The organism is Faecalibacter sp. (genome assembly GCF_057177045.1).
Genome location: NZ_CM169987.1, coordinates 438,049 through 461,132, shown reverse-complemented (window position 1 = coordinate 461,132; position 23,084 = coordinate 438,049). Strand labels below are relative to the sequence as shown.

23 protein-coding genes and 2 pseudogenes are annotated in these 23,084 nt (G+C 32.0%); 12 read left to right on the top strand and 13 right to left on the bottom strand.

The window, feature by feature from the left end; all coding sequences use genetic code 11:
• Positions 1 to 95: 95 nt before the first annotated feature.
• The 6 genes from AC1QSP_RS02115 to AC1QSP_RS02090 all read right to left on the bottom strand — a co-directional run bounded on the left by AC1QSP_RS02115 (position 96) and on the right by AC1QSP_RS02090 (position 3,605).
• Positions 96 to 611: a YceI family protein gene (locus tag AC1QSP_RS02115; protein ID WP_484079568.1), complete on the bottom strand. Its 516-nt coding sequence runs from the start codon at positions 609 to 611 to the stop codon at positions 96 to 98.
• Positions 612 to 640: 29 nt separating this feature from the next.
• On the bottom strand, positions 641 to 1,213 hold the full coding sequence (locus AC1QSP_RS02110; RefSeq protein ID WP_484079567.1) for a YceI family protein: 573 nt from the start codon (positions 1,211 to 1,213) through the stop codon (positions 641 to 643).
• Positions 1,214 to 1,402: 189 nt separating this feature from the next.
• Positions 1,403 to 1,702 carry a hypothetical protein gene (locus AC1QSP_RS02105; RefSeq protein WP_484079566.1) on the bottom strand — a complete coding sequence of 100 codons (300 nt, stop codon included), beginning with the start codon at positions 1,700 to 1,702 and terminating at the stop codon, positions 1,403 to 1,405.
• 7 nt (positions 1,703 to 1,709) lie between these two features.
• Positions 1,710 to 2,471, bottom strand: a complete 762-nt coding sequence (map, locus tag AC1QSP_RS02100) for a type I methionyl aminopeptidase (RefSeq protein WP_484079565.1) — start codon at positions 2,469 to 2,471, stop codon at positions 1,710 to 1,712.
• Between the two features lie 88 nt (positions 2,472 to 2,559).
• Entirely contained in the window at positions 2,560 to 2,961 is a 402-nt protein-coding gene (locus AC1QSP_RS02095) for a thiol-disulfide oxidoreductase DCC family protein (protein WP_484079564.1), read from the bottom strand.
• A 2-nt stretch (positions 2,962 to 2,963) separates the two neighbouring features.
• Positions 2,964 to 3,605 (bottom strand): hypothetical protein, encoded by a 642-nt coding sequence (locus AC1QSP_RS02090; protein WP_484079563.1) that lies wholly within the window; start codon positions 3,603 to 3,605, stop codon positions 2,964 to 2,966.
• 382 nt (positions 3,606 to 3,987) lie between these two features.
• On the opposite strand from AC1QSP_RS02090, the gene AC1QSP_RS02085 reads away from it, so the two are divergent.
• The 4 genes from AC1QSP_RS02085 (at position 3,988) to AC1QSP_RS02070 (ending at position 7,023) form a co-directional block, all read left to right on the top strand.
• Positions 3,988 to 4,317, top strand: a complete 330-nt coding sequence (locus AC1QSP_RS02085) for a hypothetical protein (RefSeq protein WP_484079562.1) — start codon at positions 3,988 to 3,990, stop codon at positions 4,315 to 4,317.
• Between the two features lie 301 nt (positions 4,318 to 4,618).
• The gene (locus tag AC1QSP_RS02080; RefSeq protein WP_484079561.1) at positions 4,619 to 5,599 is read left to right on the top strand and encodes an IS110 family RNA-guided transposase; all 981 of its coding nucleotides are present in this window, start codon (positions 4,619 to 4,621) and stop codon (positions 5,597 to 5,599) included.
• Positions 5,600 to 5,768: 169 nt separating this feature from the next.
• Positions 5,769 to 5,963 (top strand): hypothetical protein, encoded by a 195-nt coding sequence (locus tag AC1QSP_RS02075; protein ID WP_260544392.1) that lies wholly within the window; start codon positions 5,769 to 5,771, stop codon positions 5,961 to 5,963.
• A 442-nt stretch (positions 5,964 to 6,405) separates the two neighbouring features.
• The gene (locus tag AC1QSP_RS02070; RefSeq protein WP_484079560.1) at positions 6,406 to 7,023 is read left to right on the top strand and encodes a hypothetical protein; all 618 of its coding nucleotides are present in this window, start codon (positions 6,406 to 6,408) and stop codon (positions 7,021 to 7,023) included.
• A gap of 225 nt (positions 7,024 to 7,248) precedes the next feature.
• Here AC1QSP_RS02070 and AC1QSP_RS02065 read toward each other — a convergent pair whose 3' ends face one another.
• Positions 7,249 to 8,256, bottom strand: a complete 1,008-nt coding sequence (locus AC1QSP_RS02065) for an IS110 family RNA-guided transposase (protein ID WP_484079559.1) — start codon at positions 8,254 to 8,256, stop codon at positions 7,249 to 7,251.
• Positions 8,257 to 8,508: 252 nt separating this feature from the next.
• Between AC1QSP_RS02065 and AC1QSP_RS02060 the strand changes: the two genes are divergently transcribed.
• The 8 genes and pseudogenes from AC1QSP_RS02060 (at position 8,509) to AC1QSP_RS02025 (ending at position 13,507) form a co-directional block, all read left to right on the top strand.
• On the top strand, positions 8,509 to 8,850 hold the full coding sequence (locus AC1QSP_RS02060) for a cupin domain-containing protein (protein WP_484079558.1): 342 nt from the start codon (positions 8,509 to 8,511) through the stop codon (positions 8,848 to 8,850).
• An 11-nt stretch (positions 8,851 to 8,861) separates the two neighbouring features.
• A complete protein-coding gene (locus AC1QSP_RS02055) occupies positions 8,862 to 9,266 on the top strand; it encodes a group III truncated hemoglobin (protein WP_484079557.1) in 405 nt (134 codons plus the stop codon).
• Between the two features lie 305 nt (positions 9,267 to 9,571).
• Positions 9,572 to 9,733 (top strand): annotated as a pseudogene (locus AC1QSP_RS02050) (IS30 family transposase); the annotation flags it as partial.
• Positions 9,734 to 9,802: 69 nt separating this feature from the next.
• Complete coding sequence (locus AC1QSP_RS02045; protein WP_484079556.1) at positions 9,803 to 10,648, top strand: hypothetical protein; 846 nt, start codon at positions 9,803 to 9,805, stop codon at positions 10,646 to 10,648.
• A gap of 307 nt (positions 10,649 to 10,955) precedes the next feature.
• Positions 10,956 to 11,117 (top strand): annotated as a pseudogene (locus AC1QSP_RS02040) (IS30 family transposase); the annotation flags it as partial.
• 74 nt (positions 11,118 to 11,191) lie between these two features.
• Positions 11,192 to 11,716: a GNAT family N-acetyltransferase gene (locus AC1QSP_RS02035; protein ID WP_484079555.1), complete on the top strand. Its 525-nt coding sequence runs from the start codon at positions 11,192 to 11,194 to the stop codon at positions 11,714 to 11,716.
• 273 nt (positions 11,717 to 11,989) lie between these two features.
• Positions 11,990 to 12,817, top strand: a complete 828-nt coding sequence (locus tag AC1QSP_RS02030) for a hypothetical protein (protein WP_484079554.1) — start codon at positions 11,990 to 11,992, stop codon at positions 12,815 to 12,817.
• A gap of 537 nt (positions 12,818 to 13,354) precedes the next feature.
• The gene (locus AC1QSP_RS02025; protein ID WP_484079553.1) at positions 13,355 to 13,507 is read left to right on the top strand and encodes a hypothetical protein; all 153 of its coding nucleotides are present in this window, start codon (positions 13,355 to 13,357) and stop codon (positions 13,505 to 13,507) included.
• A 170-nt stretch (positions 13,508 to 13,677) separates the two neighbouring features.
• Here AC1QSP_RS02025 and AC1QSP_RS02020 read toward each other — a convergent pair whose 3' ends face one another.
• From AC1QSP_RS02020 to AC1QSP_RS01995, 6 genes are all read right to left on the bottom strand, one after another.
• Complete coding sequence (locus tag AC1QSP_RS02020) at positions 13,678 to 13,974, bottom strand: Dabb family protein (RefSeq protein WP_484079552.1); 297 nt, start codon at positions 13,972 to 13,974, stop codon at positions 13,678 to 13,680.
• Between the two features lie 25 nt (positions 13,975 to 13,999).
• Entirely contained in the window at positions 14,000 to 15,307 is a 1,308-nt protein-coding gene (locus AC1QSP_RS02015; protein ID WP_484079551.1) for a DEAD/DEAH box helicase, read from the bottom strand.
• A gap of 141 nt (positions 15,308 to 15,448) precedes the next feature.
• On the bottom strand, positions 15,449 to 17,218 hold the full coding sequence (locus AC1QSP_RS02010; RefSeq protein WP_484079550.1) for an AMP-dependent synthetase/ligase: 1,770 nt from the start codon (positions 17,216 to 17,218) through the stop codon (positions 15,449 to 15,451).
• A 166-nt stretch (positions 17,219 to 17,384) separates the two neighbouring features.
• Entirely contained in the window at positions 17,385 to 19,160 is a 1,776-nt protein-coding gene (locus AC1QSP_RS02005) for an AMP-dependent synthetase/ligase (RefSeq protein WP_484079549.1), read from the bottom strand.
• A 171-nt stretch (positions 19,161 to 19,331) separates the two neighbouring features.
• Complete coding sequence (locus tag AC1QSP_RS02000) at positions 19,332 to 21,098, bottom strand: AMP-dependent synthetase/ligase (protein WP_484079548.1); 1,767 nt, start codon at positions 21,096 to 21,098, stop codon at positions 19,332 to 19,334.
• Positions 21,099 to 21,310: 212 nt separating this feature from the next.
• On the bottom strand, positions 21,311 to 23,077 hold the full coding sequence (locus AC1QSP_RS01995; protein ID WP_484079547.1) for an AMP-dependent synthetase/ligase: 1,767 nt from the start codon (positions 23,075 to 23,077) through the stop codon (positions 21,311 to 21,313).
• Positions 23,078 to 23,084 lie beyond the last annotated feature (7 nt).

The following is a 23,084-nucleotide window of genomic DNA, read 5'->3' as shown; positions in this document are numbered from 1 at the left end:
TTTTCTTCAACAAAAATAGACGTTCGAAAGCTATAATACCTATTAAAAATAAAAAAACGCGTCATTTGACGCGTTAGGATAGATTATAATGGATTTTATGATGCTTGTACAAATTCTAAATTAATGATCAGCTTGATTTTATCTGCTACCACTAATCCTCCAGCTTCTGTAGTTGAAGACCAAGATAAACCAAAATCTTTACGATTCAATTCTCCTTCAAATTCGAAACCTGCACGTTGATTTCCCCATGGATCGGTAATTACACCACCAAAATCTGCTGATAATGTAATGGGTTGACGAACACCTCTGATTTCAATTTCTCCTGTAATATTTCCATTTTGAATTCCAGAAGTGGATTCAAATTTTATTTGAGGAAATTGATCTGCAGCGAAAAAATCATCTGATTTTAAGTGTCCATCACGGTCACCATTTTTTGTATTAATCGATGAAACTTCAGCCGTAAAACTAAATTTCGCTTGTGAAAAGTCATCTGATTGACTTGTAAGTTGTGCATCAAATTGATCAAAACTTCCTGTAACGGTAGAAATTACCATGTGCTTCACTTTAAATTGCACTTCTGAATGCGAAGGGTCTAAATTCCAATTGGCCATTTTATATGTATTTAAGATTGATTTTTTAATTATTTTGATTTTGGAGTTGCAAATTCAAGGTTTGAAGTTAATGTCACCACCTCTCCTACAACTGCTTCTGGGAAAGAAGTACCCACTGCAAAATCACTTCTTTTAATTTTTCCTTTTACTGTAAACCCGTATGTTTTAACGCCTTGGTTATCTACACTTCCATTATATAGTAAATTTAAAACCACTGGTTTAGTTACACCATTTAATGTCAAGTCACCCGCTAATTTGAATTGATTACCTTTCACTTTAGATACTGATTTAGACGTAAATTCTAATTTTGAATTTTTAGCAGCATTAAAGAAATCGGGAGATTTTAAATGATTATCTCTAGCATCAATACCTGTATTTATTGAATTAACATCTGCTACTACATGAAATTTGGCATCTGATAAATCTTCTTTCGTGAAGGTTAAGTGAACATCAAAATTTTTAAATTCACCTTCAACATCTGAAATGGTCATGTGGGGAACTGAAAATCCTAATTTTGAGTGAGCTTTATCGTTAGTATATTTTTGTGCAAATGCAGAAACTGATGCTAAAGTGATTACTGCAGATAATAATAATTTTTTCATATGCTTCATTTTTTAATATTTTGATAAGACAAATGTATAAGGCTTTGGAACCTTATGAATTGATTTAGGATAAGAAAGAGATTTATTTTCAAATTAATTTCTAATGCATTCAATTACATCAACTAACATTCCAAAAAACGAGCAATCAACACAATAAAAAAAGCATCTCGATCAGGAGATGCTATTCAATTATTTTACAGGACTAAAATACCAATACGTCGAAGTTTTTTTATTTTCAACTTCTAATATCTCTGGTTGAGCTTGGGGTATTAAATGTAATTCGTCTGATTTTTTTAAATCGGTCATAACCTGACGTAAGGGATATCCTTTTTTACGGTCATGTGGAAAATAACCCTTTTCGATTAAAAAGGGCATCATATCTTTTGATTTGACACGCGCTAAATTGTTTTCTACTAAATAAGCCTGGATATCAGCACTCATTTGCTTTACAATTTCACGGTCGATTTGTTCGTATGTATTTTTTTTCATATTAATCTTACCAATTTCCATTCATATGCGTTAAGATCATAGGACCTTCAGAAGTTACAAGTACTGTGTGTTCATGTTGAGCAAAGACACCTGGTGCATTTCCAATCATAGTCCATCCATCCGCTTGCTCAATTGCTTCATATGAGTTTTCAGAAATAAAAGTTTCTAATGCAATGACAGAATTTTTGCGAAAACGGCGTTTATCATCTGGATCGCGGTAGTTCAATAAATCCAAAGGTTCTTCATGTAAAGAACGCCCTACGCCATGTCCTGTTAAATTTTCAATTACGGAATAACGGTGTTTTTTTGCTTCTTTTTCGATAATTCCACCGATATCAGCAATTTTAACCCCTGATTTTACGGCACCGATGGCCTTTTGTAATGCAGAAATTGAGGCATCTACAATTTTTTGATACCCATTAATATCTTCGCCTACGACGATTGAACCTCCATTATCAGCCCAAAAACCATTCAATTCTCCTGAGACATCGATATTAATAACATCGCCTTCTTTTAAAATTTTATCTGCTCTTGGAATTCCGTGACAAATTTCTTCGTTCACGCTTAAGCAAGTATAACCAGGGAATTTATATGTCTCATACGGAGCCGATTTACATCCAAATTTGGCCATAATTTGTGCTCCAAATTGGTCCAATTCTAATGTAGACATTCCTGGTTTTACATAATCTTTCATCTCTTTAAGAGTAACAGCTACGGCTTCACTAACCGCTTTCATACCGATTAACTCTTCTTCTGTTTCTATAATCATTGCTTAATAATTTGATTTCATTGGGAAATCGTCTGCAAATTTACAGCTATTTCAGCGTTTCATCATTGTCAATGAGCAATAAACTTTATTAATCGATAAATTGTTGGCGTTGTTTGGGCGTTGGAAATAAACAATTATTATGGATGAGTTTCTTTCGATTTTTAGAAATAACCATGTATACTGCATCTCGAATAAATCGTGGGATAATGTATAACAATACAATTAGTTTAAAGATTCCCCCTAATGAATTAACAATCTGAATAATGGCTGTCGATTTTTCGTAAAAATATTCGTTATCTTTTATAAAATAAATGGTATCAAAATCAGTAACATTTAAGCCTTTATTTTTTAAAAATGACTGTCCATATTCACCTTGTAATGAGGCAAATTTCAATGTATTTTGCTTGTCCATATTTAACAGCCATTGGACCCAAAAACTACAAAATCCACATTCGCCATCATATAAAACGACTTGATTATATCTCTCCATGATTAAGGTTTTAAAAGGTTAGTCGCAAAGTTATTCCATAAAAAATTATCCACTCCTATTAAACTTAAATTCGCAATCATGATGTTTCGTAACATACGAAAACGACTCTTTGATATCAAATTTGGGAATTCGTTTCGTCCATGAATAGAAAGACTGATAAAATTTTTGCATTGATAGATTATAAACGTATTGCTCGCCATTTCATTGTAAAAATGTTTGACTTCATTCAATTTAGGTGATTCTATAGGAATAAGTTGTAAACTAAAAAAACGTTCTTCATCGTGAATAAATTCAATCATTTCATTTACATGCACCCAATCCGACATCATGTTCCCAAATAAAGGAATAGGCTTTTGGCGTTTCATTTCTATCTTAATTAAATCACCAATTCTCACCTTGCGTTGAACAGGATTTTCATCAGCGTCTAAAATTTGAAAATTCAAATGGGTTATTGAAGCATAATGAAACCAATGATTGATGTCTTCTAAACGATTTTTAAAATTTTCATAATGCAATAACAAATCAGATTGTGGTGATTCAAATACAGCAATGGTATCTCTTGAAATCCCTCTTTTTTGTTCAGGCAATAAATCCAAAATGTAAACAGGTAACAGTTGATGATATTTTTTTGTTGAATAACTCATAGCGAAACATTTAGCATCAATTCTTCAATATCAAATATTTATCCATACATGAATTCAACCTTATTATTTCATATATTTGAATGTTAGCGGCAATTATATAACAAACTATGTGTTTAAACAAAAAACATTCATATTTGATTTATAATTATAACGAAAATATAATTCAATTATCAAACATAATTTTTGATTGGAATCTTACAAATTCTCTATCCAAAAGTGATCTTTATCGATTTGCAGAAAAAATACTTAATAGCTTAATTGAAGAACAAGAAGTGAGTAAAATACAGAAAATAATAGAAAGTGAATTATGTATGGATTATATTCTAGTGAATTTAACTCAGAAAAATTAGTTGTTGAAATTTTAAATTAGAGGAATCAATTGATGGAAGTAAAAATAGCAACAAGTATTGAAACTAAAACTTTTTATTCAATTATAGCTTTCTTGAAGAAAGAAAATTGGAAATTAAAAATTGAATATGATGACAAAATTTTTGACAAAGGAATTGATTTTGACTTTTATCAATTCGATAATAATAATGAAACAATTCAATTAGCTTGGAGTAATTGGTTTGAAGGAGAAATTAAAGCAAAGACTACTCATTTAAATCTAATTTCAACTCATTTTAATTTCCAGTTGATGTATGGTGAACCAGAATATTTATGTCATCCGAAAATTGAAGAAGAATTGAAAAAGCTTTTAAAATTCTATTAATATAGCTGTCGCTAACATTGTATTTTCGCAAAAAACGGGCTGAACCCTTCGACCCTTCGACATGCTATTAGATTTGTATTTAATAAATTCAGTTATTATTAATGAAGATAATTTCTGAACAACCAGAGGGAATAGGTGAACTAGTTCGACTCTTAAACGTAGTGGTTTATCCTGAGCATTAGTCCTATTCTCCTCTTTGGTTTTAAGTACCATTTAGAATGTTAAGCATAAAGGCTTATTAATAGCGTTAGTAATTAAACCAATTAGGTTGTGTCAGAATTGTTTTCCTAAATTCAAATTTATGAAAAAATTTATCATTGGTATCGATGTTTCTAAAGACACACTTGATTTCTGTATGTTGGAAAGAGACAGCCGTAGAAAACTCCAACAAGGTGTGATTGCGAACAAAGAAAGAGAAATTCTTACTTGGCTGAAAAATATTGACAAAGAGAATGTAGTTGTTGCCCTTGAACATACAGGACATTACGGAGCACTATTATCTTGGCTTTTAGAAGAGCATATGTTTACTTACTATTTGATCAACCCATTAGATCTTCAGAGGTCATTAGGACTACAGCGTGGAAAATCTGATGTAGTGGACGCCTATAGAATTGCTGATTATATCATAACAAGTCACCATAAACTATCACCTTTTAAATTGCCTTGTGAATCATTAAGAAAGTTAAAAGCACTTATGACAGCACGTGAACGATACGTAAAAATGTCAGTACAAATACAAAATAGCTTAAAAGCGGAAATGATACTAAATGAAAAAGTAGCATTGAAACAATTAATAAAGCTTGAGCAAAAACAATTAAAATCCATCAAAAACACGATACAAGATTTAGAAAAACAAATGATGGAAATAGTAAAATCAAGTCAGGATCTAAACACCACCTACACAAAAATATCCTCTGTTATAGGTGTTGGTGCCATTACGTCAATTAAATGCATTATAGAAACTGATAATTTTACCCGCTTTACCGATGCCCGCAAATTTAATTGTCATTGTGGCTTAGCTCCATTTCCTTATCAGTCAGACAGTAGTATCAAAGGTCGGACAAAAACACACTTTTTGAGGGATAAAACACTAAAATCCATTTTATTTAAAGCAGCAGGAAGTGCCATTCAGCACGATCCGCAACTAAAAAAAAATTACGAACAAAAACTAGAAAAAGGAAAGCATAAGCTTACTGCTTTAAATGCTGTTGCAAACAAAATTGTATTACGAATATTTGCCGTCGCGAAAAGAAATGAACCTTTTGTAAAATTAATTGATTGATTACTTGTTTTTATCTTAGAATGCTCAGGATAAAATCCAACTTTCATCCCATCTTTTTCTGCTCGCAAAATTGCTTTTCTAAAAACTTTCAATTAATTTAGTTTTAGCCAAGCAATTTGCTTGAACGGACGAACTTAAAATGAGTATTAACAAATAAAATAACAGTAAAATGAAAAAATTTCATCCATTTTTCACCATCGGAACAGTAGGAATGATTGTAACCGCCTGCCTTCATATGTTTTTAGCTTTAGGCTTATCATTGACCTCAATTCACTCTGTCTTTTTCACTCTTTATCCAGTATTCTTGACTTTCTTGATATTAGGAGTTGTTTTTACAGTTAAACATCAAAAGACTGTTGTATAAAGAAAAATGAATTGGGCTGGACAAAATTAGTTGGCACATATTTCATACTGACTATCAAGGAATATCTTTGCGGACAAAACAATTGAAGCACAGAATTGACATACTTAACTAAATTGATAGTATTCAAAAAAATACTGATAGAACTTCACAGATTGCGTACAAATTCTATGAAAAGCAAGGTTTTGAACTGTTTGAAATTAAAAACAACTGTTAGGCAGACGGATTTGATATGTATGATATGAAACACAAACAACACTAAAAAAAAAACTGACAAATGAAGCCCGAACCGCTAACAAGGTATTGCCAAAAGCGGGGCTGAACAGCTTCGATTGGACGTTTGTACAAGGTTCAACATTCGTTCTTCGATTGAACTTTAGTGCTAAAAATCCCCGCACTTCGCCAATACTTTTTCCGTTGTAGGCAATGCTAAAAACGAAACCGAATGAAACAATCAACGCTTTTACTTTTTTCGATATTTTTAATTTGTTGCCAACAAAAAGTAGAAACACACAATATCAGTAAGCCAAATATGAATATAGAAAAGTCCGACAGTATTTATGGAAAAAAGCTTATTGAGAGTGACTTCTTAAAATATGCTGACAATTCAAAAATTGATAGTTTAAAAGCACAACTCATAAGTAACTTTGACATTTACAATGACGATAATCTCAAAATAGCTCATATTGACGCAGAAGAACTTGCCGAATTTAGTTTTGACTTTTTTCTACCGCAATTAAATAAAATATTGGAAAAAAGAAACGTGAGTTTAACCGTACAATCGGCAAATGATTTTGAGAAAACTAATGACGTAATAATCAATGGAGTAAAATCAAACCTTTTCACAAAAAAAGAACTTGATAATCAAACATTTTGGGAAACTGCACCAAGAAACTTTTTTAGTAAAATAAATGAAATACTAAAAACACAAAATATAGACGAACAATTTTATTTGCTTTATGGTGGTAATGATTTACACACAATACTTTTAACAGATAAACAGTTTTCAATCATATCCGAATACTATAAAGACAACGAAAAAGAGAAACCATACAAACCATAATGCACTGCCTACAACAACAGTTTGGCAAAATAGCGAGATAAGGCTAAATTTAAAGTCTTTACTTTTTTTGTCGCAATCACTATTTTTATTTTTTAATTTGTTAAATTTAAAAAAATAAAAATGCGTTGCTCAGTTTTGGGAATATTTGAAGTTTATGCGATTTAGTTCGCCACTTCGCATTCTATGGATAAAAACAAACCTTTTTTATGTTTTTTTTCTATTTTTTTATGCTGCAAATTTTTGAATATTTACATAAGCAGATCCACGATTGATTACTGCAAATACTCTTCCTAATAGTTTGCATCGGATATTATTTAGAACCAACATTTTTGATTTCCCTTCTTCCAATTTCTTTTCGTAATAGAGCTTTAATTCTGGATCACATTTCTTTGCATTCATTGCACACATATTAAGCAATGATTTTAGTTTTTTATCGGCAAAATGACTTACTTTCGTTCGTCCTTTGATTGAACTTCCTGAGCTGTATTCAAACGGAGCTACGCCAGCATAACAACTTAATTGACGTGAATTTTTAAAGGTTGTAAATCCTTTGGTTACTAATATCAAATAGATTGATGTCATCGGACCTAAGCCAGGAATACTTTGTATGAGTTTATTTTGATGATGCAATTCATCATTCATTTTTACAATTTCTTGCATTCGTTTTTCTATCTTTTCAATGGCTTTCTTTAGGTGATTTATGGTCGATTTATTCACGCGCTCTATCTCAGAAAACACCTCTTTTGGTAAATATTCTATACCTTCTTTTGTACTGTCTAAAACCTTGATGGCCTTAAGTAATTTCTCACGTTCTGTAAATAATAAGCGAAGTTTTAAAAGATCTTTTTCTGGAATTTTACCTAATCTCAATTTGTAAAAATGTGTATGAGAATAAATGGCAATATCCTTCGAATCGGCTTTGTCTGATTTACCACGTACAAGTCCTTTACTTCGTTTGATTTCAATTGCTAGAATCATCCAATAATCCAACTCTTGATCCGATAAAAAACAACACAATGGCATAGAATACACACCGGTATCTTCAAAACTAAAAAGTACGTCTGATGTGTGAATTTCTCTCTTTTTTAAAAACTGTAAAAGCTCCTTTAATCCTTTTTTATCATTTGTTACGATAAAATGATGGGATTGATGAAGTTCATTTTCTTTGCAAATCGTTACATCTAATTTTAATTTAGATACATCAATACCAATAAAATACAAATACTTTTTCATACATTTGAAATTAAGATTTATAAAAGGAGTTGATTACTTTATAGCCTTTAGTAGACCTCGATGTCTCTCATTCTATTTGAAGCTGATCAACTTTTGTAAAAGGATTTGTAGAAGACTAATGCGAAGTATAGATCTCGAAATCTTGCCAAGCCGATAGGTCACTTCTACAATCCTTTTTTATAAGTAATTTAATAAAAAACAAAGTAAAGGCCAAGCTGCGGCACGTTGTACGCAAGCATAAAAACAGACCATATGGACAAATTATCATTTAACGACGAAATTGAATTTAACGAAAACCATGTTACATCAAAGGTTATTGTTGAAACTTCATTTTCAAAAGAAATACGAATTCTTATAAAGAGTGGACAGGTTATGAAAGAGCATAAGACGCCTTTCCCAATTATAATTCACATAATACAGGGAAATTTAAAATTAGGTGTGCAAAGCGAAATGTATGATATGAAAGATGGCGATATTATTGCATTGGATGGTAACATTCCTCACAATTTAATAGCAGTTGAAGATTCAATTGTACGCCTAACTCTATCAAAACATGATAAAGTAGAAAGAGTTAAAAGTGTTCTTGAAAACTAAATTGATTCGCAATGAGACAAATTGATAACAGAAGCGACATAAATATTTTAGTGAATAGTTTTTATTCAAAAGTAAGAGTAGACGAACTATTGGGGCCAATTTTTAATGCTCACATTTCAGATGATAAGTGGCCAGAGCACCTTGATAAATTGACTGATTTTTGGGAAACTAATTTGTTTGGAGTTGCAAAATTCAAAGGAAACCCAACGCAAAAGCATATGAATGTTGACAAAAATTTAAATTATAGCATTGAACAAAAGCATTTTGGGAGATGGTTGCAAATTTGGTTTGAGACTATTGACGAACTTTATGAAGGAGAATATGCCGACAAAGCTAAAAACTCTGCTCGAAAAATGTCGACAGGACAATATTTGGCTATTTGGCAACAACGACCAGAAAATAAAATAGAATACTAAAATGCCTGCGTACAACAGCAGTAACCGTTGCACAACTCAAAACTCAACAAAATAAAATCATATATGACCTCGTTTAAGCCTTTTTAAACGAGGTTTATTTTTGGAGTATATTCAAAATAATTAAAAATAAAGTGGTTTTAAAAAGCGGATTTTAAAGTCTAATTCACCTATTTTAAAAATAGCATACTTTACCTTTGGTAAGGCACAGATTTGGGCTAGTAATTTGGACTTTTTAGGCGTAAATTTCAGGTATTTCTTCAGATTATGGCATAGGGCGGCTAAGAGAACATGTTTGTTCGCTTATGCTTTTAAGAGATTATTTTCCCAAAGGAACTGACCTTTCGATTTACTCAGAAAAAGAACTTAAAAAAGTGCAAAGGGAACTTAATGAAAGACCTCGAAAAGTATTTGATGGATATTCGCCAGCACAAGTTTTTAATCGAATGATTATTCAACAAATCAAATAATAAAAATTTTTACTATTTTTATATAAACGTTGCATGAGCAACTTGAAACCGCCAGAGAACATTACGTCAATGAATGAAAAAGAGATCGAAAATTTAATTTATCAATATAATAATAAATCTGAAGAAAAATTTTCAGGCCTTTCTCCTTTTGAATTGCACGAAATTATTCATCATCCGTTTGGAATAAAAAGTCCTATTCAAATTCAAGATAATATTGACTCACAAACTCTCAATTTAATTCCATTCTTTAGAATTTGTGAAGAGTTTCTAAAAATTGTACAACGAGATAATTTTATAAAATTAACGCCTCTTGGAGCTTTACCTAAAAAAGTAATGGTTGAGTTGTACGATTATAAGTTTATCACAGAAAGTTTGATAGAATCTGGAGTTTCAAAACTTTCTAGGGAGCAAGATTCTATTGCAATTCAAAATGCGAGATATGTTTGTGAAATTGCAAAATTGGTAAAAAAGAGAGATGGAAAATTGACATTAACTAAAAATGGAGAAAAATCACTTGAAAATAGAGAATCGTTATTTAAGCTGATTCTATCTGTTTTTGCTTTTGATTTCAATTGGTCAGTAAATGATGGCTACCCTGATGAACCAATCGCGCAATATGGAAATTTATACACTATTTATTTATTATTAAAATACGGAAACGTATCTCGAGAAAATAAATTCTATACTGAAAAATATCTAATAGTTTTTGAAAAATTTCTTGATTTATTTGTTGATTTTGATTATTCCAATCCAGAAATACAATTTTCAAATTGCTATGAATTAAGAAGTTTATATCGATTTACAGATTGGTTTGGATTAACAATTACAAGTGACAAAAAATATGGTGAAAATAATACAACTAAAGCAACTGAATTATTAGGCAAAATCTTTAAATATTCTCCACAAAAAGGATAATTATTACTGCATGTAACATAGGTAACCGTTGCACAACTCAAAACTCAACAAAATAAAATCATATATGACCTCGTTTTAAGCCTTTTTAAACGAGGTTTATTTTGGGTTAAAATGCAAATGAGTTAAAAATAAAATGCTTTTAAAAACCCGATATTAAAGTCTAATTCACCTGTTTTAAAAATAGCATGCTGTACCTTTGGTAAGGCACAGATTTGGGCTAGTAATTTAGACTTTTTAGGTGTAAATTTCAGGTATTTCTTCAGGTTATAGCAAAGAGCGGCTAAGAGAACATGTTTGTTCGCTTGGGCTTTTAAGAGATTATTTTTCCAAAGGAACTGACCTGTCGATTTACTCTGAAAAAGAACTTAAAAAAGTGCAACGTGAACTTAATGAAAGACCTCGAAAAGTACTTGATGGATATTCGCCAGCACAAGTTTTTAATCGGATGATTATTCAACAAATCAAATAATCAAAATTTTTACTATTTTTACACAAACGTTGCATGAGCAACTTGAAACCGCCTATAAAAATATTGCGTTAAAATTGGAATCTATTAAAATTAATGAAGTTGTACTTGATGAAATTCAAGATTTACGAAGAATTGGAAAACTAACATTCTCAGAAACTTTTTCAGCATCAAATTCTGAAAATGATATGAATAATTATCTCAACGAAAATTTTTCTCTTGAGAAAATTACAACAGAATTTAATGATAAAAATTCACTATTCTATTTCGCAAAAGAAGGTGCAAATATTTTGGGCTATTTAAAATTAAATTTTGGAGATTCGCAAACAGAATTGAAAGACCAGAAAGCTCTTGAAATTGAGAGAATTTACGTTTTAAAAGAATTTCACGGGAAAAAAGTTGGACAACTTCTATTCGAAAAAGCGTTGAAAATAGCAGAAGAGAAAAAGCTTGATTATGTTTGGTTAGGAGTTTGGGAAGAAAATCTTAGAGCAATTAATTTTTATAAGAAAAATGGATTTGAAGAGTTTGATAAACATATTTTCAAACTTGGAAATGATGAACAGACTGATATTATGATGAAATTAAAACTGAATAAATAAGACTACTGCTAACATCATATTTGCGAAAAAACAGGATGAACCCTTTGACAAGCTCAAGATAAAATCCAACTTTCATCCCGTTATATTCCGCTCGCAAAATTGCTTTTTAAAAACTTAAAACTAAATTAGTTTTAGAGGCAGCGTAATTTGCTTGAACGGACGGAGTTCAACTAACATTGAAGTTCTCTCCCTTAGTTGGCTTCGCCGAAGCTAACGCTTTAGCAACGCGAAGCAGCACCGCAGGTAAATACTCGACTCGTTAACTGATATTTTATGCATAAAACTCTCATCTTATTGATTATTTTTTTTTCGATATTATTCAGCTGTAATAATAAAAATAACTCTATTGATGATAGTACTTTAGATGATAGTAATATCATCGAATATGAACATATTGAATACCGAAATGAAGATATTAATTATCTAAAAAATCCAGATAGAAATGATACAATGTGTATAAACGCTGTTGAAAAAGCTAAATCTGATTTCGAAACATATGAAGGTGTATTTACTCATTCAAAATGCTATGAATGCCCTAATCAGCCATTTTTAAATGAAATAAAAAAAATTATTTCAAAAAGAAAATTCAAACTTCATATTAATGAAGAAATTTGTGTAACATACCAGAATCAAACTGAAGGTTGTTATACCAGTTATGTTAAGTATCTTATGGAACAAAAATTTGGCAAAAATTATTATCAAGAAATTGTTGATCAAGCTGAACATAATTTCTTTAAAAATAACAGTGTTGCTGACTTTTACGATTTAAATTATAAAGATTCTCCTAAATTTATTAATCAAAATATTTCCTTATTAAATGATGGAGTTATGCCCATTATTCATACAAACTTAAATTTAGATTTTGAACCTAATAAAGTAATGTACATAACTTTGAAATTTATTATTGAAAAAGATGGAACAATTTCAAATATTGAGTTAGATGACTGGATTAATCAATATCCAAATAATGAAAAATATAAATTAAAATTATTTGATATTGCTAAAGAAGAATTAATTGAGAAATATAATAAATGGACTCCTGGTAAAATTTCAGGACAAAATGTAAGAACAATGAATTATCTAAGAGCATATTTTAAATAAAACCTCAGCTAACATCGTATTGGCGAAAAAACAGGATGAACCCTTTGACAAGCTCAAGATAAAATCCAACTTTCAGCCCATCTTTTTCCGCTCGCAAAATTGCTTTTTTAAAAACTTTAATCTAATTTAGTTTCAGCCAAGCAATTAGCTTGGACGTACGAATTTAATCTTCGTTCAAATTCCCTCCCGTTTTTCGCACCGCGAAGCAGCACCGCAGGTAAATACGCGACCCGAAATGCTACAAATGAGACACTTTCAATCGTTATTACTACTTCTTTTCTCGCTCTAATCTTTCACTTACGATTGTATCGTACCCACTTAAAAAAAATCATAAAAAACATACGACATCCTATTTACAGGAGAAGTAAATCGTGTCAATTCATCCTATACTCATATTTCTACAGCAGGAATATTTTTAGATACCATTAAAGTTGATACCTTTTATACGGGTAAACCTGCACCCTATTTAAACGAAATTACATTAACTGCGAAGAATATAATTCCTGTGATTGTAATCCTGAATTAAATAAAAGTTAATTGATTTTTGCTTCACTTCTTCAAAACGTATTTATTTCGACTACGATAGGTGAAGACAATCGCGAATTAGATGAAGTATCACCAAATGATTACAATAAATTACAACAATTTGAAATAAAAGAAGCGATTAAAGAAATGTTTACTATGGATTAGATTATTATGATCAAAAAATATATCAGTAAAATGATACAGCGAAAAAGTAGAGAATTTATCAAAATGAATTTTGGTTTTCCATTACAATACCTTCGATTGTAATGATGTACTGGGTAAAAAATAATATATAAAGCATAAAAAACTCCGTCTGATAGACGGAGTTTGTATTTTTAATCTGCATCGTAAATTAAAACGCGTTTTGCTAATTTATTCGGTCCATTTAAGAATGCGATATGTTCTGGATGTTTTTGATATGTTTCAAATTGTTCCATGGTTTCGAAAGCGGCAAATAACGAAAAAGAATAAGAGGCGTCGATAACATCTCTTTCGATATCAGCTGGTGTTCCGACATGAAAAAATGCTGAAGGCGCAATGGGTTTTAAATCCAATAAGGCTTGATGAAATGTTTTTATTTCTTCATCTGTTGCGTCATCTTTTAACCAAAATAATACATGGTGTGCTAACATTTTAATTTGTTTTTATGTTGAATAATTAGTAAGCAATTTGCATTTTCACTTTCTTATTTTTTACTTTTTGACCGTTCAGTTTCTTTAATAATTCAGGCACTTTTTTACGGTTAATCGCAACATAAGAAGTTGTGTCTTTCACTTCGATGATTCCAACATCATTTTTCTCTAATTCACCTTTCTTGAATAAAAATCCAACAATATCAACTTTGTTTACTTTATCCTTTTTTCCAGCAGAAATATAAATCGTTTGGTAAGGTGTACGTGCTGGAATAGGATATTCCCCAGAAATATCTTCCACTTCTAATTTCTTATCGATGAATGGAAAATTTTCCTCGTTGCTGATCACTAAATAAACCGTTCCTTTTGCTTTCATACGAGCTGTACGACCATTTCGATGAATAAATGCGTCTTCTTTCGGAGGCAATTGGTAATGAATAATTGTATCCACTTCTGGAATATCTAAACCACGAGCTGCTAAATCAGTTGTAATTAAAACACGAACGGAATCATTACGAAATTTTAGCAAAGCACGTTCACGCTCATCTTGCTCCATTCCTCCATGAAAACTTTCACGGGCAATTCCTTTTTCACGTAATAACTCGCTAATACGATCTACAGCATCACGGTGATTACAGAATATCAACATACGCTGCGTACCTAACTTACAAATCAATTTGAATAATGAATCCAATTTTTCTTCAGAAATGGTATTGATTTGTTTCATTTTTAAATTCGGTTTAACTTCTTTATTTTTTAAGAAGTTAATGACCTTATGATTATCTAAGCCTGTAAATTCAGGAATATCCTTCATTTCGGTAGCCGACGTTAAAATACGATGTTGAAGATTTTTCATCTCGTTGATAATCGATGACATATCCGTTTGAAAACCAAACTCCAAAGCTTTATCAAATTCATCTAACACCAATGTTTTTATTGTTGTGGGATCAAAATTTTCGTTGCGTAAGTGATAAGCAATACGTCCAGGTGTTCCAATTAAAACAGCAGGGGCTTCAAGTAAATTATTTTGTTCGATTTTAGTATTGTGTCCCCCATAACAACAAGTGACTTTAAAACCTGTTTTCATAGATTTGAACACTTCTTCAATCTGTAAAGCCAATTCTCGTGCTGGCACCATAATTAACGTTTGTACTCCTTTTACATTCGGATCTAAATCACGAACAACAGGAAATAAGAAACCTAATGTTTTACCTGAACCTGTTGGCGAAAGTAAAACAATATCTTGATTATCTCCTGAAAATTCAAAAGCATTACGTTGCATGGCATTCATATCTTCAATGCCTAAATTTTTATATATTTCTTGGAAATTCATTCTAATTATTGATTTAATAGTCAATCGATGGATTGAAAATAAGTCATGAATTTGGATTAATTCGACTATTTTGCAAAGGTAAGCATATTTCTCCTCAAAACGGGTAAAATAAAAAACCCACGAGATTCGTGGGTTTTCATATTATTTGAAGATATTTTCAATCTCTTGCTTGTATTTTTCAGCAATCACTTTACGTTTCATTTTTAATGTAGGTGTTAAATCACCTCCATCAATGGTAAATTCATGCGTAATGATTGCAGGTTTTTTAATCTGCTCCCAATTTCCAAAGAATTGATTGGCTTGACGAACTTCTTGATTAATTTTCTTTTGAATCTCTTTATGCTTCAAAAATTCTTCCTTCGATAAGGCTACAATATCTGGAGCAGCATCTTTCGCCCATTCTTTTAAATTTGCATAATTTGGAACAATCAATGCGGATGGGAATTTTTGTCCATCACCTACAACCATCGCTTGATCAATAAATTTAGATTCTACTAATTTGTTTTCTATTGGAGCAGGTACGACATATTTTCCACCAGAAATTTTAAACATTTCTTTTTTACGATCTATGATTTTCAAGAAATTTTTCTCTTCCCAAATTCCTATATCACCGGTATGTAACCAACCATCTTTCAACGTTTCAGCGGTAGCTTCAGGGTTTTTATAATATCCCATCATGACGTTTGGACCTTTGACTAAGATTTCTCCATCTTCCGCAATTTTGATTTCGACATCCAATGCAGGAGATCCTACTGTACCAATACGTAATCCAAGTTTATTCGGATTATTTACAGAGATCAATGGAGAAGCTTCTGTCATACCATATCCTTCAAAAAACGGTAATCCAGCAGCTAAGAATACACGTGCAATACGTCCTTGTAAAGAAGCTGAACCTGAAATAATACTTTCAAAATGTCCACCCAGGGCATCATAGAATTTGTTTAATACTAATTTACGTGCTACAGCTAATTTCACATTATAGGCTAAGCTTCGCTTTTTAGGATCTGGTTCATATTGTGCAGCAACTTCAACAGCCCAATCGAATATTTTCTTTTTATTGCCTTTTAATCCACTTCCCGTTTTTAAGATTTTTTCATAAACCTTTTCCATTAAACGTGGAACTGAAGTCATGATGTGTGGTTTGACTTCATTGATATTGTCACCAATTTTTTCTAAACCTTCCGCAAAATAAATGGTAATCCCAATATACATATAAGTATATAACGCCATACGCTCATAAGCATGACATGGAGGTAAAAATGTTAATCCACGTGCACCATGCGTTAATTTTGTCACTTCACGACCAGCCTTATAACTTGCCACTAAGTTATTATGTGATAACATCACGCCTTTCGGTTTACCCGTTGTTCCCGAAGTATAAATTAAAGTAGCTAAATCCGTAGAACGAATCGCACTGCTTAAATTATTTAAATGTTCTTCAGTGATGTCTTGTCCAATTTCGAATAACTCAGACCAATTTCTCGATTCTGGGAAATCATTAATTGCAAAAACATATTGTAAACTATAAATGGATTCAACCATTTTATTGATACGTGTATACAAACTTTTTGTACTTACGATACAAACTTGTATTTCCGCATCATTAAAAATAAACTGATATTCTGCATCCGTAATGTTTGGGTAGATTGCCACTACTACTCCTCCTATTTGTTGAATTGCAAAATCAACCACATTCCATTCATAACGACTTTCACACACAAGACCAACACGGTCTCCTGGTTTTACTCCTAAGGCTAATAATCCTTTAGAAACTTGTCGTATTTGCTGAATATACTCTTCTGTTTTTGTGAACTTCCATTCACCGTCAATTTTAGAAGCAAACATATCGTGATTTGGATACAATTCCGCCTGACGATATGCTAAGTCAAATATTCTTGTTGAGTTACTCATTTCGTTCGTTTATATTTTTTTTCCACTAAAAAGCTTACAAATTTCGCTTATTTATTTCTATTGAAGAATTATTGACTCCAAATCCTATAAAATATTTTAAATAAACCTAAAAAGTAATCCTAAAAGCTATTCTTTAGTTCAATAGATAAAAATGTTGTATACGCCTTTATTTAAAAATCGATTCAATCTCTTTTTTGTAATGTTCTGCAATTACTTTACGTTTCTTTTTTAACGTAGGAGTTAATTGACCATTTTCAATTGAAAATTCATGATCAATAATCATACATTTTTTTAACTGTTCCCAATTGCCAAAGAATTGGTTCGCTTGTCGTACTTCTGTATGGATTAATTTATGAACTTCTTTTGAAGCAAACATCTCATGTTTGGATAAACCCGCTAAATCAGGATGATTTGCAGTTACCCATTCTTTAACTTTAGAAAAATTAGGAACAATCAATGCCGAAGGAAATTTTTCTCCATCCCCCACAACCATTGCTTGCTCAATGTATTCCGATTCAGTTAACTTGTTTTCAATTGGTGCTGGAACAACATATTTCCCACCTGAAATTTTAAACATTTCCTTTTTACGGTCAATGATTTTCAAGAAATTACCTTCTCCTTCTACCCAAGTTCCTATATCCCCTGTATGTAACCAACCATCTTTAATCACTTCCGTAGTAGCTTCTGGATTTTTATAATAACCCAGCATTACATTTGGTCCTTTTACTAAAATTTCTCCATCTTCTGCAAGTTTCACTTGAACTCCTCGGATAGGTGATCCCACTGTACCGATACGAATTCCTTGTTTGTAAGGATTATTTACAGAAATTAATGGTGAAGTTTCCGTCATTCCATACCCTTCATAAAATGGTAATCCAGCTGCCATAAAGACACGAGCAATTTTATCTTGTAAAGAGGCACTTCCGGAAACAATATTTTTGAAATTTCCACCTAATGCATCGTAAAATTTATTCAATACTAATTTACGAGCCACGGCCAACTTCATATTATATACCACTGATCGTTTACTTGCATCAGGTTCATACTGAGAGGCAACTTCTATCGCCCAATCAAAAATTTTCTTTTTAGACCCCGTTAAATTGCTTCCGGTTTTGGTAATTTTCTCGTATACTTTTTCCATGATACGAGGTACTGCAGTCATAATATGCGGTTTAACTTCCGTGATATTATCACCTATTTTCTCTAATCCTTCCGCAAAATAAATTGAAATTCCTAAGTTTAAATAACAATAAATTACTATGCGTTCGTAGGCGTGACAAGGTGGCAAGAAGGTTAATCCACGCGAACCATGATCTAATACCAATAATTCATTCGATGCTTGAACATTCGACATCATATTGTTATGTGACAACATTACTCCTTTTGGTTTTCCCGAAGTACCTGAAGTATAGATTAACGTTAATAAATCATCTGAAGTGATTTTAGCACTACGTTCTGCAATTTCAAGATCGGAAACCTCTTGCCCAATTTCAATTAACTCCTTCCAATTTCTAGAATTTGGAAACTCATTAATGGCGAAAATATATTTTAAATCATAAATCGAATCCATGAGATTCGAGATTCTTTGGTATAAACTTTTATTGCTCACAATGCACACACTAATTTCGGCATCATGAAAAATAAATTGGTATTCTGCGTCTGTTATATTTGGATAAATCGCGACAACTACTGCACCGATTTGTTGAATTGCAAAGTCAATCACGTGCCACTCGTAGCGACTCTCACAAACTAAGCCTACTTTGTCTCCCGGTTTTACTCCTAAAGCGACAAGTCCCTTAGCGACGTCAATAGTTTGTTGAATAAATTCAGCTGGTTTCTTAAATTTCCATTCTCCATTTATTTTGGTAGCAAACATATGATGATCGGGAAAGGATTCCGCTTGATCATATGCTAAATCAAATATTCTTTTCGGATTACTCAACTGTTTTATTTTTTAATTTAAAAAGAGTGCAAATTTCGTTAATTTTTTATTAATAACCTTCTAATTTTGAATTTTTAACTTGACTTAAATGATTATCAAACAGTTAAACAAAAAAGTGGCTTGAATTTTCATATTCAAACCACTTTTAACCTCTAAATACTTATCTATATGTTAACGATAAATTTCTTGTATCAAATGTTCATATTTTTGAGTAATCACTTTACGCTTAAGCTTTAGTGTTGGTGTTAACTCGCCCCCTTCAATCGTGAATTCATTAGGAACGATTTTAAATTTCTTAATGGTTTCCCAATTCCCAAAATTTTTATTGAATCGATTGATTTCATCCCCTATTTTCTTTACTACCTCATCAGCCAGAAGAAATTCTTCTTTGGAAAGATTTAAAAGAGATGGTGCTTGATCTTTGGCCCAATCTTTTAAATTTTGATAAGATGGTACCACTAACGCTGCAGGAAATTTTTGGTTTTCCCCTACTACCATGAACTGTTCAATATAATCAGATTCGACCATTTTGGATTCAATCTGCGTAGGAACTATATATTTTCCTCCAGATGTTTTAAACATTTCCTTTTTACGATCAACGATTTTAAGGAATTTGCCATCGATAATTTGACCTATATCACCCGTATACAGCCAGCCATCTTTTATGACTTCTGCTGTTGCTTCCGGATTTTCATAATACCCTTTCATGACATTGTCACCTTTCACCATGATTTCACCATCTGGAGCCAATTTGAATTTCACTCCTGGGATTGCTGGTCCGACAGATCCAATTAAAACACCATCTTGGTAGGAATTCACAGAGATTAAGGGAGAAGCTTCTGTTAATCCATAGCCTTCATATACATTTACTTTTGCAGCAAAATACAAACGCATTAAGCGTTGATTCAGTGCGGCACTGCCTGAACAAACGGCACCTAAACGACCTCCTAGTCCTTGTTTCCATTTGGATAACACCAAACGATGCGCAAAAAAATACTTAATGTTATAAATTAACGATCGTTGTGATGGATTTGGATCATATTGCTCCCCAATTTGAACAGCCCAAAAAAACAACTGGCGTTTAAAACCTGTTAATTCATTTCCTTTGGCCATGATTTTTTCATATACCTTTTCTAACAATCGGGGAACAGCTGAAATCATATCGGGTTCAACTTCTTTGATATCCTCCCCTATCGTATCCATGGATTGTGCATAATACACTTGCATCCCTTTGTACATATACAAATATTGAATCATCCGTTCATAGGCATGACACGCAGGTAAAAACGTTAAAGATTTGTCATACGCTTTTGTGGGCGTTGGTCGATCGGCAGCAATTGAATTGCTTAGAATATTTTTATGGGTTAGCATTACCCCTTTCGGGTTCCCTGTTGTTCCGGATGTATATATTAATGTCGCCAAGTCGTCTTCATGCACCCCATTTTTTAAGGTATCAACTTCTTTTTGTTCAACATTTTTCCCCGCTTCTTTTAAAACAGAAATATTGGATAAACCTACTTTTTCATCAATCATAAATAAATGAGTGAGCGTGGGTAACTCTTTTTTTAAGTATTCGATGCGGTGATATAAGTTTTCATTACTTACAATACATAACTTAATCTCCGCATTGGAAAAAATATATTGATAATCGGCATCTGAAATGTTTGGATAAATGGCAACAACTACACCACCAACTTGCTGTATAGCAAAATCGATCACATTCCATTCTAACCGATTTTCTGAAATAAGCCCTACTTTATCACCCGGTTGTACACCGTACGCAATTAATCCTTTTGAAACTTCATTCACTAAATCAATAAATTCTTGTGAAGTTACAGCAACCCATTTCCCATTTACCTTTTTGTTCAGCATATTCAGATTGGGAAATAGTTCTAATTGACGATAGGGTAAATCAAACAATCGTTTTGGTTGATGCATAGTATTCTCTTTATGGTTTTGATAAAAACAAATATCTACTAAAATTTTAAATTTCCTATGCAAGAATAATAAATTTTTAAAATTTTAATCGATTTTATTCTAAATGCATAAAAATAAAGGGAGTTATGTTCAATATATGAATAAAATAATATACATAACATTTTATTTATATCAGTCATTAAAAAAAGCCTCATTAAAGAAGCTTTTGGATTTTATATTTGATACATTTGATCAATTTCAGATTGATATTTTTGTTGAATAATCTTTCGTTTCGGTTTGAGTGTAGGAGTTAATTCACCCGTTTCAATCGTAAATTCATCGGGTAACAGTACAAATTTCTTCACTTTCTCCCAATTGCCAAAATGTTGATTGGAATGATCAAGTTCTGACTGAATTTTTTCAATAATAGTTGGATGTTGAAGGAATTCATTTTTATCTAGCGTTGAAATTTCTAAACTAGAGCTCTTTGCCCAATCCAATAAATTCGTATAATTTGGAACAATTAATGCCGCTGGAAAATTTTTTCCTTCTCCCACTACTAGTGCTTGTTCAATGTATTGGGATTCAACCATTTTCTTTTCCAATTGTTGAGGTACAATATATTTTCCTCCTGATGTCTTGAACATTTCTTTTTTACGATCTATTATTTTTAGAAATTGCCCCTCAAAAACGCCGATATCTCCTGTATGTAACCAACCATCAATCAAGACTTCTTTCGTTGCGGTAGGATTTTTATAATATCCTTGCATGACATTATCCCCTTTGACTAAAATTTCACCATCGGAAGCCAATTTTACATCGATATGAATTAATGGTATACCCACAGTTCCTATTTTAAGTCCTCGTTTAATGCAATTAACTGAAACACATGGACCTGCTTCGGTCAACCCATATCCTTCCCAAATAGGAATTCCTGCAGCCAAATAAATTCGCAATAATCGTTCTTGTAAAGTGGCACTTCCAGATGCTATACCTTTGATTTCGCCTCCTAAAGCCGCTCTCCATTTCGAAAATATTAATTTTTGGGCTAATTTTAATTGTATTTTATAAGCAATTGAATATTGACCATCCGCTCCATCATATTGTTCACCAAGACCAATTGCCCAGAAAAAAAGTTTTCGTTTGAATCCCGTTAATTGTTCACCGGTTGCCATAATTTTATCAAAAACTTTTTCTAACACTCGAGGAACTGCTGAAAAGATGTGTGGTTTAACTTCTTTCATATTATCCCCTATCTTATCCATGGATTCGGCATAATATATCGTAAGTCCCATAAAAATATATACGTATTGAAAACAACGTTCATAGGCATGACATGCAGGCAGGAACGTTAATGCTCGATCATACGCTTGAACAGGAAATGAATATTCAGAACTGTAAACATCGGAAAGTAAATTTTTATGCGATAACATCACTCCTTTAGGTTGACCTGTAGTTCCAGACGTATAGATTAACGTGGCCAAATCATCGGTTGATACCTCCTCCATCAATTGATTTATTGTTTCATCCGCAATTGTAATTCCTTCACCAATCATTTCAAACCAATGGGGAATATTAGGATAGGAATCAAAGGTATAAACGCGTTCTACAGTAGGAATTTGATCTTTAATCCCTAATAACCGTTGATACAACGAATCATTACTAACGAAACATAATTTGATTTCGGCATCATTAAAAATAAATTTATAATCATCATCCGAAATATTGGGATAAACAGCCACAACGACTGCTCCTATTTGTTGAATCGCAAAATCAAGTAAATTCCATTCCAAACGATTTTCACTAATCATTGCAACTTTATCGTTTGAACGAACTCCTATGGCATATAAACCTTTTGAAATATTATTGACGCGATTAATAAAATCCTGAGTCGTAATCCCTTTCCATTGCCCTTCTTTTTTGGAAGAAAAAATTTCAATTGGTCGATAGGTCTCTAATTGATAACGGGGCAAATCAAATACGCGGGTTGGTCTATTCATGTTGTGA

What these genes read in the sequence shown, in the direction of transcription:
- AC1QSP_RS02115 (WP_484079568.1), bottom strand. Translation starts at nt 611, where the DNA reads ATGGCCAATTGGAATTTAGACCCTTCGCATTCAGAAGTGCAATTTAAA.
- AC1QSP_RS02110 (WP_484079567.1), bottom strand. Translation starts at nt 1,213, where the DNA reads ATGAAAAAATTATTATTATCTGCAGTAATCACTTTAGCATCAGTTTCT.
- AC1QSP_RS02105 (WP_484079566.1), bottom strand. Translation starts at nt 1,702, where the DNA reads ATGAAAAAAAATACATACGAACAAATCGACCGTGAAATTGTAAAGCAA.
- map (WP_484079565.1), bottom strand. Translation starts at nt 2,471, where the DNA reads ATGATTATAGAAACAGAAGAAGAGTTAATCGGTATGAAAGCGGTTAGT.
- AC1QSP_RS02095 (WP_484079564.1), bottom strand. Translation starts at nt 2,961, where the DNA reads ATGGAGAGATATAATCAAGTCGTTTTATATGATGGCGAATGTGGATTT.
- AC1QSP_RS02090 (WP_484079563.1), bottom strand. Translation starts at nt 3,605, where the DNA reads ATGAGTTATTCAACAAAAAAATATCATCAACTGTTACCTGTTTACATT.
- AC1QSP_RS02085 (WP_484079562.1), top strand. Translation starts at nt 3,988, where the DNA reads ATGGAAGTAAAAATAGCAACAAGTATTGAAACTAAAACTTTTTATTCA.
- AC1QSP_RS02080 (WP_484079561.1), top strand. Translation starts at nt 4,619, where the DNA reads ATGAAAAAATTTATCATTGGTATCGATGTTTCTAAAGACACACTTGAT.
- AC1QSP_RS02075 (WP_260544392.1), top strand. Translation starts at nt 5,769, where the DNA reads ATGAAAAAATTTCATCCATTTTTCACCATCGGAACAGTAGGAATGATT.
- AC1QSP_RS02070 (WP_484079560.1), top strand. Translation starts at nt 6,406, where the DNA reads ATGAAACAATCAACGCTTTTACTTTTTTCGATATTTTTAATTTGTTGC.
- AC1QSP_RS02065 (WP_484079559.1), bottom strand. Translation starts at nt 8,256, where the DNA reads ATGAAAAAGTATTTGTATTTTATTGGTATTGATGTATCTAAATTAAAA.
- AC1QSP_RS02060 (WP_484079558.1), top strand. Translation starts at nt 8,509, where the DNA reads ATGGACAAATTATCATTTAACGACGAAATTGAATTTAACGAAAACCAT.
- AC1QSP_RS02055 (WP_484079557.1), top strand. Translation starts at nt 8,862, where the DNA reads ATGAGACAAATTGATAACAGAAGCGACATAAATATTTTAGTGAATAGT.
- AC1QSP_RS02045 (WP_484079556.1), top strand. Translation starts at nt 9,803, where the DNA reads ATGAATGAAAAAGAGATCGAAAATTTAATTTATCAATATAATAATAAA.
- AC1QSP_RS02030 (WP_484079554.1), top strand. Translation starts at nt 11,990, where the DNA reads ATGCATAAAACTCTCATCTTATTGATTATTTTTTTTTCGATATTATTC.
- AC1QSP_RS02020 (WP_484079552.1), bottom strand. Translation starts at nt 13,974, where the DNA reads ATGTTAGCACACCATGTATTATTTTGGTTAAAAGATGACGCAACAGAT.
- AC1QSP_RS02015 (WP_484079551.1), bottom strand. Translation starts at nt 15,307, where the DNA reads ATGAATTTCCAAGAAATATATAAAAATTTAGGCATTGAAGATATGAAT.
- AC1QSP_RS02010 (WP_484079550.1), bottom strand. Translation starts at nt 17,218, where the DNA reads ATGAGTAACTCAACAAGAATATTTGACTTAGCATATCGTCAGGCGGAA.
- AC1QSP_RS02000 (WP_484079548.1), bottom strand. Translation starts at nt 21,098, where the DNA reads ATGCATCAACCAAAACGATTGTTTGATTTACCCTATCGTCAATTAGAA.
- AC1QSP_RS01995 (WP_484079547.1), bottom strand. Translation starts at nt 23,077, where the DNA reads ATGAATAGACCAACCCGCGTATTTGATTTGCCCCGTTATCAATTAGAG.